General features: G+C 72.6%; 8 protein-coding genes. 6 read left to right on the plus strand and 2 right to left on the minus strand.

What is annotated here, in order from left to right; all coding sequences use genetic code 11:
* Positions 1-4: 4 nt before the first annotated feature.
* Positions 5-778, minus strand: a complete 774-nt coding sequence (locus tag ACFYRY_RS33375) for an IclR family transcriptional regulator (protein ID WP_356776745.1) — start codon at positions 776-778, stop codon at positions 5-7.
* Between the two features lie 154 nt (positions 779-932).
* On the opposite strand from ACFYRY_RS33375, the gene ACFYRY_RS33380 reads away from it, so the two are divergent.
* Together ACFYRY_RS33380 and ACFYRY_RS33385 are read left to right on the plus strand one after the other, a co-directional pair.
* Entirely contained in the window at positions 933-2,462 is a 1,530-nt protein-coding gene (locus ACFYRY_RS33380; RefSeq protein WP_389154194.1) for an aldehyde dehydrogenase (NADP(+)), read from the plus strand.
* Between the two features lie 46 nt (positions 2,463-2,508).
* Positions 2,509-3,117, plus strand: coding sequence for a DUF1349 domain-containing protein (locus ACFYRY_RS33385; protein WP_389154197.1), 609 nt, complete (start codon positions 2,509-2,511; stop codon positions 3,115-3,117).
* Here the strand turns inward: ACFYRY_RS33385 and ACFYRY_RS33390 are convergent.
* Positions 3,083-4,465, minus strand: coding sequence for an MFS transporter (locus ACFYRY_RS33390; protein ID WP_389154200.1), 1,383 nt, complete (start codon positions 4,463-4,465; stop codon positions 3,083-3,085). The two genes, ACFYRY_RS33385 and ACFYRY_RS33390, sit on opposite strands and share 35 nt — an antisense overlap.
* Before the next feature lie 70 nt (positions 4,466-4,535).
* Between ACFYRY_RS33390 and ACFYRY_RS33395 the strand changes: the two genes are divergently transcribed.
* The 4 genes from ACFYRY_RS33395 to ACFYRY_RS33410 all read left to right on the plus strand — a co-directional run bounded on the left by ACFYRY_RS33395 (position 4,536) and on the right by ACFYRY_RS33410 (position 8,039).
* On the plus strand, positions 4,536-5,531 hold the full coding sequence (locus ACFYRY_RS33395; protein ID WP_389154203.1) for a GlxA family transcriptional regulator: 996 nt from the start codon (positions 4,536-4,538) through the stop codon (positions 5,529-5,531).
* Positions 5,528-6,079 carry a GNAT family N-acetyltransferase gene (locus ACFYRY_RS33400; protein ID WP_389154206.1) on the plus strand — a complete coding sequence of 184 codons (552 nt, stop codon included), beginning with the start codon at positions 5,528-5,530 and terminating at the stop codon, positions 6,077-6,079. Before ACFYRY_RS33395 ends, ACFYRY_RS33400 begins: the two co-directional genes overlap by 4 nt.
* Before the next feature lie 74 nt (positions 6,080-6,153).
* A complete protein-coding gene (locus tag ACFYRY_RS33405; RefSeq protein WP_389154209.1) occupies positions 6,154-6,870 on the plus strand; it encodes a DsbA family oxidoreductase in 717 nt (238 codons plus the stop codon).
* A gap of 116 nt (positions 6,871-6,986) precedes the next feature.
* The gene (locus ACFYRY_RS33410; RefSeq protein WP_389154212.1) at positions 6,987-8,039 is read left to right on the plus strand and encodes an aminotransferase class V-fold PLP-dependent enzyme; all 1,053 of its coding nucleotides are present in this window, start codon (positions 6,987-6,989) and stop codon (positions 8,037-8,039) included.
* Positions 8,040-8,150 lie beyond the last annotated feature (111 nt).

Below are 8,150 nucleotides of genomic sequence, written 5' to 3' on the forward strand. Positions count from 1 at the left end.
GGGTTCAGAGCCTCCTGGTGGCGAGCGTCAGCCGGTCACGGGCGTCGAACAGGGCGTCCTTCACCATCTGCTCGTGGGCGGGGGTCAGCCGAGCCACCGGCACGGAGCAGCTGATCGCGTCCCGCGCGGGCGTGCGGTAGGGGATCGCCACGCCGAAGCAGCGCAGCCCCAGCGTGTTCTCCTCGCGGTCGACGGAGAAGCCCTGCTCTCTGATCTGGTGCAGCTCCTCGATGAGCTTCTCCCGGTCGGTGATCGTGTGCTCGGTGAGCGCCGGCAGGGTCTCCGGGAGCATCTTGCGGACCTGCTCGTCCGGGTAGGTGCTCAGCAGCGCCTTGCCGAGGGAGGTCGAGTGCGCGGGCAGGCGGCGGCCGACCCGGGTGAAGGGCCGCAGGTAGTGCTGCGACTGGCGGGTGGCGAGGTAGACGACGTTGGTGCCGTCCAGACGGGCCAGGTGGATGGTCTCCGTGGTGTCGTCCGAGAGACGGTCCAGGGTCGGCCGGGCGGCCGCGACCACCTCGTCGCCGTCGATGTACGAGGTGCCCACCAGCAGCGCCCGCACGCCGATGCCGTACCGGGTGCCGGTGGCGTCCGTCTCCACCCAGCCCAGCTCCACGAGGGTGCGCAGTAGCATGTACAGACTGGACTTGGGGTACCCGACGGCCTCCTGGACCGCCGCCAGGGAGTGCATGCCGGGGCGTCCGGCGAAGTACTCGAGCAGTTCCACGGTCCGTACCGCGGACTTGACCTGCGCCCCGCCGCCTGTCTCGGCTGCCGACATCGCCCTTGACCCCTTCGTTCGACGGGAAATAGTCTCCAACAGCATATTCACCACCAGAGACAGCGTTCAGTATATCGAACGCCCTGGTGAATGACCCAGATACTGCGGCATTACAGCGCAAGACATACGCAAGACATACCTGGAGGGACCCGCGGTGGCAGCAGCACCAGTCTGGAGTGTCGACCCCCGAACCGGGAAGCAGCGTGAACAGGTTGCGGTGGAGGCCACGGCCCAGGAGGTGGACGCCACCGTCCGCGCCGCGCACGCGGCGCGTGGGTCGCTGGCCGACCGAACCGTGCGCTCGGCGTTCCTGCGGTCCGCCGCCGACGGTCTGGAGGCGGCCAAGGACCACCTCGTCGAGGCCGCCGACGCCGAGACCGCGCTCGGTCCGGTGCGGCTGACCGGCGAACTCGCCCGCACCTGCTACCAGCTGCGGGCCTTCGCGGACATCGTCGATGAGGGCGCCTTCCTCGACGTCGTCATCAACCACCCCGACGACACCGCGACGCCGCCGATCCCGGACCTGCGCCGCTACAAGGTGCCGCTCGGTGTGGTCGCCGTCTACTCGGCCTCCAACTTCCCCTTCGCCTTCTCGGTCGCCGGCGGCGACACCGCGAGCGCGCTGGCCGCGGGCGCCCCGGTCGTCGTCAAGTCGCACCCCGACCACCCGGGACTGTCCGAGCTGGTCGCGTCCGTGCTGCGCCGGGCCGCCGCCGGGCACGGCATCCCCGAGGGCGTCGTGGGTCTGGTGCACGGCTTCGAGGCGGGCATCGAGCTGATCAAGCACCCGCTGATCGCCGCGGCGGGCTTCACCGGGTCCGTCCGGGGCGGCCGCGCGCTGTTCGACGCGGCGGCCGCGCGGCCGGTACCGATCCCCTTCCACGGCGAGCTGGGGTCGCTGAACCCGGTCGTGATCACGGAGGCGGCGGCCGCGGAACGGGCCGAGGCGATCGGCACCGGCCTCGCCGGTTCGATGACGCTGGGCGTCGGCCAGTTCTGTGTGAAGCCGGGCCTGGTCCTCGCGCCGTCCGGCGCGTCCGGTGACCGCCTGCTGAAGTCCCTGACCGACGCCGTCAGCGACACCGAGGCCGGGGTCCTCCTCGACCACCGGATGCGGGACAACTTCGTCGCCGGCGTGGCCGAGCGGGTGGAGCTCCCCGACGTCGAGTCCCCGGTGACCCCGGGCGCGGGCGGCGAGCACACGGTGAGCGCGGGCTTCCTGACGGTGGCGGCGGAGAAGCTGGCCACCGAGGGCGCCTACGACCTCCTCCTGGAGGAGTGCTTCGGCCCGGTGACGGTGGTGGTCCGCTACGACGACGACGCCCAGGCCCAGGCCGTGCTGTCCCGTCTGCCGGGCAACCTCACCGCGACGGTCCACCTGTCGACGGAGGAGGCCGCCGGTGAGGGGCGCGGCGCCGAGATCCTGGCGGAGCTGACCCCGCTGGCCGGCCGGGTGCTGGTCAACAGTTGGCCGACGGGTGTCGCCGTAGCACCGGCCCAGCATCACGGCGGGCCCTACCCGGCCACGACCTCCACGTCGACCTCCGTCGGCGGTACGGCGATCGAGCGGTGGCTGCGGCCGGTGGCGTACCAGAACGCGCCGCAGGCGCTGCTGCCGCAGGAGCTGCGGGACGACAACCCGCTCGGGCTGCCCCGCCGTTTCAACGGCCGACTCGAACGCTGATCGCACAACGGGCGCGCGGAGAAGGGGAAACTGGGAAACTCTGAGCATGGACGTGAAACTTCCCGAACTCCCCTTCCCCCTGCGCACCTACGGCCCGGACGGCAACTGGTCCCACGAGGACGGTGTCCTCACCGGATGGGCCGGACCCCGCCAGGACCGCTTCGTGACGCCGACCGGTGAGGGGCTCGACCCCGCCTCCGACGCGCCCCGGCTGCTCGGGGCGCCGGAGGGCGACTTCCAGCTGATCGCCCGGGTCACGGTCGGGTTCGCCGGAGCCTTCGACGCCGGGGTGCTGTACGTCCATGTGGGTGAGCGGGCCTGGGCGAAGCTGTGCCTGGAGTACTCCCCGAAGGTGCCCACCGTCTGCACGGTGGTCACCCGGGGTCATTCGGACGACGCCAACTCCTTCACCGTGGACGGCAGTTCGGTGTGGCTGCGGGTGAGCCGCACCGGTCGGGCCTTCGCCTTCCACGCCTCCCGCGACGGTGAGCGCTGGACCTTCGTCCGGCTCTTCACCCTCGGGGACGAGGAGGAGACCGGTGCCGCACTCGTCGGCTTCATGACGCAGTCGCCGATGGGGGAGGGGTGCGTCGTGACGTACGACCACATCGAGTTCCGGCCTACCTGGCCGGACGACCTGCGAGACGGCAGCTGAGGGCGAAGGTCACCACCAGCAGGGCCGCGCTGATGGCCAGGCTCAGCCGCATCCCGGCGACGAACCCGTCGGAGACCAGCGCCCCGAAGACGGCGATGCCCAGACCTCCGGACACCTGCCGCGCCGCGTTGAGCACCCCGGCCGCCAGGCCCGCCCGTTCGGCGGGTACGGCGTCCATCATCGCGGCGGTCAGCGGCGGCACCGTCAGCGCGCAGCCCAGCGCCATCGGTACCAGGAGTACGGCCACCAGGGCCGTCGGGGTGCCGGCGTCGACGTACAGCAGCCCGAGCAGTCCCGCGACGGCCAGCGCCTGCCCGACGAGCATGGGCAGCCGGGGGCCGTGGCGGCCGGCGAGCTTGCCCGCCACCACGTTCGTCACCGCGATCAGTCCGGTCATCGGCAGGAACATCAGCCCGGCGGCCAGCGCCGAACGGCCCTGCACCTGCTGGAAGAAGAGCGAGAAGACGAACACCATGCTGTAGAAGGCCACGCTGACCGCCGCTCCCGCGGCGACCGTCGCGACCACGGTCCGGTCGCGGAAGAGGCCGAGAGGGACGACCGGGTGCGGTGTGCGCGCCTCGATCCGCAGGAACGCGATCGCCGCGACGACCGCCACCGCTCCCGCCGCCCAGCCCGCCGTGCCGCCCTCGATCACCGCGAACGCCAGAGCCGTCAGGGCCAGCACCGCCGTCACCTGACCGGGCAGATCCAGGGGCGCGGGACGACGCTCGGAGCGCGGGGCCCGCAGGAGCAGCGCGAGGATCAGCGCGCCCACCGGCAGATTGACGAAGAAGATCCCACGCCAGTCCCAGGCCGTGGTCAGCGCACCGCCCGCCACCGGGCCCAGCGCCACCGCCGCCGAACCACCGGCCGCCCACAGGGCCACCGCGCGAGCCCGCCGGGCCGGATCGGTGTACGCCTGCCGCACCAGCGCCAGCGAGGCCGGGAGCACGACGGCCGCCGCCACCCCCTGCACCACCCGGGCGCCGATCAGGGTCGGCAGGTTCGGAGCCAGTCCGCAGGCCACCGAGGCGAACGTGAACACGGTGGCGCCGAGCGCGTACGCCCGGCTCGCCCCCACCCGGTCCGAGAACGCCCCGGTGGACAGCATCAGCGCGGCGAAGGCCAGCGTGTAGGCGTCCACCACCCACTGCAGGCCGGACATGCCGGCGTCGAGGGACGAACCGATCGCGGGCAGCGCCACGTTCACCACCGACGCGTCCAGGCAGATCAGCGCGAAGCCGAGCAGGGCGGCGGTGAGGGTGAGCGCGGAGGAGGCTCTCCTGGGTCCCAACTCGCGCTCCAGAGGGGCGAGTCGATCGGGGCGGAGGGACTGTTTCGTGGTCATGACTCCATGCTGCGGATCTCCGCCGACGTACAGTAGTGGCCGCAATGCCATATGCCCGGAGGTTCTGGCCATGCCCGAGCAGTTCGCCCCGCACCGCATCGCGGTCATCGCGCCCTCACCCGTCTCGATGTTCAACCTCGCCATCCCGGAGATGCTCTTCAGCAAGGTCGAGCGGGACGGGCGGCCGGGGTACGAGGTGGTCATCTGCGCGGCCGAGCCCGGCCCGCTGCCCACGACCGGCGGCCTCGACCTGCACGTCCCGCACGGCCTTGACGCCGTGCGGGACGCGGACACGGTGCTCGTCGCGGGCACCGGGGCACCGTTCGAGCCGGAGCCGCGGATCGTGGCCGCCGTCCGCGAGGCGGCCGCCGCCGGCACCCGCATCGCGTCCCTGTGCACCGGCGCCTTCCAACTCGCAGAGGCGGGCCTGCTCCAGGGCCGCAAGGCCACGACGTACTGGGCGCACGCCGAGGAACTGCGCACCCGGTACCCGCAGGTCGAACTCTGCGCGGACGTGCTGTACGTGCAGGACGGGCCGTATCTGACGGCGTCCGGGTACGCCGCCGGCATCGACCTGTGCCTGCACCTCATCCGCACCGACTACGGCGCCGCCGTCGCCAACCAGGTCGCCCGGCTCGCCCTCGTCGCCCCGGTACGCCCGGGCGGCCAGACGCAGTTCACCCAGACCCCGCTGCCGCCCGAGCGCGGCACCGCCTGCGCGGACACCCGCGGCTGGGCCATGCGCAACCTGGACAAGCCGCTCACCCTGGCCGAGCTGGCCCGGCACTCGGGCGTCTCCGTGCGCACCCTCACCCGGCGCTTCCACGCCGAGAGCGGGGTGAGCCCGCTGCAATGGCTGCTCCACCAGCGCATCGAGCGGGCGAAGGAACTCCTGGAGACCACCACCCTGCCCATGGACCAGGTGGCCCGCGCCTGCGGCCTCGGCACCGCCGACTCACTGCGCGCCCATGTGGTGCGGCGGACCGGACTGACCCCCAGCGCCTACCGGACGCAGTTCAGCCGCCTGGGAACCACGTCCGTGGCGGCCACGTCTTCCGCTGCATGATCAACGAACGCGTGACCGGAAGCCTGGTGATCCGCACCGCACTGCCCGCCGAGGTCGAGGACGTCACCGCGCTGCACGCGCGGGCCCGGGCGACCTACTATCCGGACGGGATCCCCGACGACGGCACCGACTGGACCGCCGCCTGGCGGGGGGCCGTCGAGCGGTCCGACAGGCATGTGCTGTGCGCCGTCGAGCAGGGCCGGATCATCGGCCTCGCGGCCTTCAGCACCCCGGAGGGCGCCCCCGCGGACATGGTCAAGCTGTTCCAGTTCCACGTCGACCCCGGCCACTGGCGCGCCGGCATCGGTACGGCCCTGCACACGGCCTGCGTGGAGCAGTGGCGGGCCGACCGCAGACGCACCGCGGTGCTCGACGTGCACGTCGACAACCGGCGGGCCCAGGCCTTCTATGCCCGCCAGGGCTGGATCCCCGACCCGGAGAACCCACCGGCCGACGACGACCACCACCTCTTCCTGCGGTACGCCGTCGACGGCCACGTCAGCAATCCCGGCGACGGTACCTCCCGTCCGCACGCCACCCGGGAATGAACCACACTGCTTTAACGTTCACGCACTCGGCGGAGGGAGCCTTCGCACCCGTACGACTGGAGAGAGCCGAGACCATGCGCGTCGAGATCTGGACGGACATCGCCTGCCCCTGGTGCTACGTAGGAAAGGCCCGTTTCGACAAGGCGCTGGAGGCCTTCCCGCACCGCGACCAGGTCGAGGTCGTGCACCGGTCGTTCGAGCTGGACCCGGGCCGGGCCAAGGGCGACGTCCAGCCGGTGCTCGCGATGCTCACCAAGAAGTACGGCATGAGCGAGGCCCAGGCCCAGGCCGGCGAGGAGAACCTGGGCGCGCAGGCCGCCGCCGAGGGGCTTGAGTACCGCACCCGGGACCGCGACCACGGCAACACCTTCGACATGCACCGGCTGCTCCACCTCGCCAAGGAGCACGGCAGGCAGGGCGAGCTCATCCAGGCCTTCTACACGGCCAACTTCGCCGAGGAGCGGTCCGTCTTCTCCGAGGGCGACGAACGACTGGTGGAGCTGGCCGTCGCCGCGGGCCTGGACGCCGACGCCGCCCGCGCGGTCCTCGCCGACCCGACCGCGTACGCCGACGACGTCCGCGCCGACGAGCGTGAGGCCGCCCAGCTCGGGGCCAACGGCGTGCCCTTCTTCGTCCTCGACCGCAAGCACGGTGTCTCCGGCGCCCAGCCCGCGGAGGTCTTCGCACAGGCGCTGACCGAGGCGTGGGGCGAGCGGTCACCGCTGAAGCTGATCGACGAGGGCGACGCACAGGCGTGCGGTCCCGACGGGTGCGCGGTGCCGCAGCACTGAGCCGTACCGGGCCGCTGAACGGCGGGCAGGTCGGGGCTGACGTATAAGGATCCCTTGGCGGACCCACGTGGAAACGCCCAATGGACGAGGGATGAGGGGTGGCTCACAGTGGTCTCATGGAGACCTTCGAGAGCCTCGTCCGAGCCGAGTTCGCCCCGAAGAACACCTTTCTGAACACCGCGAGCAGCGGGCTCCTCCCCGCCCGTACCGTGGCCGCCCTCCAGGAGGCGGCGCTGACGCGGGCCGACGGCAGTCCGCTGGACGCGCTGTACGAGGACGTGGAGAGCGCCCGGGCCGCCTTCGCCCGGCTGGCCGGCGTCCCGGTCGGCCGGGTCGCCGCCGGGTCCTCGGTGACCGCGCACACCGGGCTGGTCGCCGCCTCACTGCCCGCGGGCGCCGAAGTCCTCACCGCCGAGGGCGACTTCGCCTCCGTCGTGAACCCCTTCCACGCCCGCGGCGACCTCAAGGTGCGCGCCGTGCCCCTGGAGCGGCTCGCCGAGTCCGTCCGCCCCGGCACCGCGCTCGTCGCCGTCAGCTCCGCGCAGTCCGCCGACGGCCGGATCGCCGACCTGCCCGCGCTCCGGGAGGCAGCCCGCGAGCACGGCGCCCGCACGTACGTGGACGTCTCCCAGTCCGCCGGATGGCTGCCGATCGGGGCCGACGCGTACGACTACACCGTCTCGGTCAGCTACAAGTGGCTGCTCGGCCCGCACGGGGTGGCCTTCCTCGTCGTACCGGAGGACTTCGGCGGTCTCACGCCGATCCTGGCCGGCTGGGTCGCGGGGGAGAACCCCTGGGACAGCTGCTACGGACCCCTGGCGGAACTCGCCCACTCCGCCCGCCGGTTCGACCTGCCTCCCGACCTGGCCGCCTACGCCGGGATGCGCCGCTCCCTGGAACTCGTCGAGGAACTCGGCGTCGACGCCGTACACGCCCACGACCTCGCCCTCGCCGACCGGTTCCGCACGGGGCTGGCCGCCCTCGGCCACGAACCCGTGCCCGCTCCCGGCTCGGCGATCGTCTCCGTCCCGGGGCTCGGCCACCACATGCCCCGGTTGAGCGACGCCGGGATCCAGACCGCCAGCCGCGCGGGCAATCTGCGCGCCTCCTTCCACCTGTACAACACGTCCGACGACGTCGACCGGCTGCTGGACGTCCTGTCCGGCTGAAGGCGGGGAACGCACTGGAGCGGGCGGGGGGGGCGCGGGGGGGGGGGGGGCCCCCCCCGGGGGGCCCCCCCCCCCCCCGGGGCCCGGGGGTAAATGACCCGGGGGGATTTC

Origin of the sequence: Streptomyces sp. NPDC005263, from assembly GCF_042872365.1 — a bacterium.
Classification (GTDB): domain Bacteria; phylum Actinomycetota; class Actinomycetes; order Streptomycetales; family Streptomycetaceae; genus Streptomyces.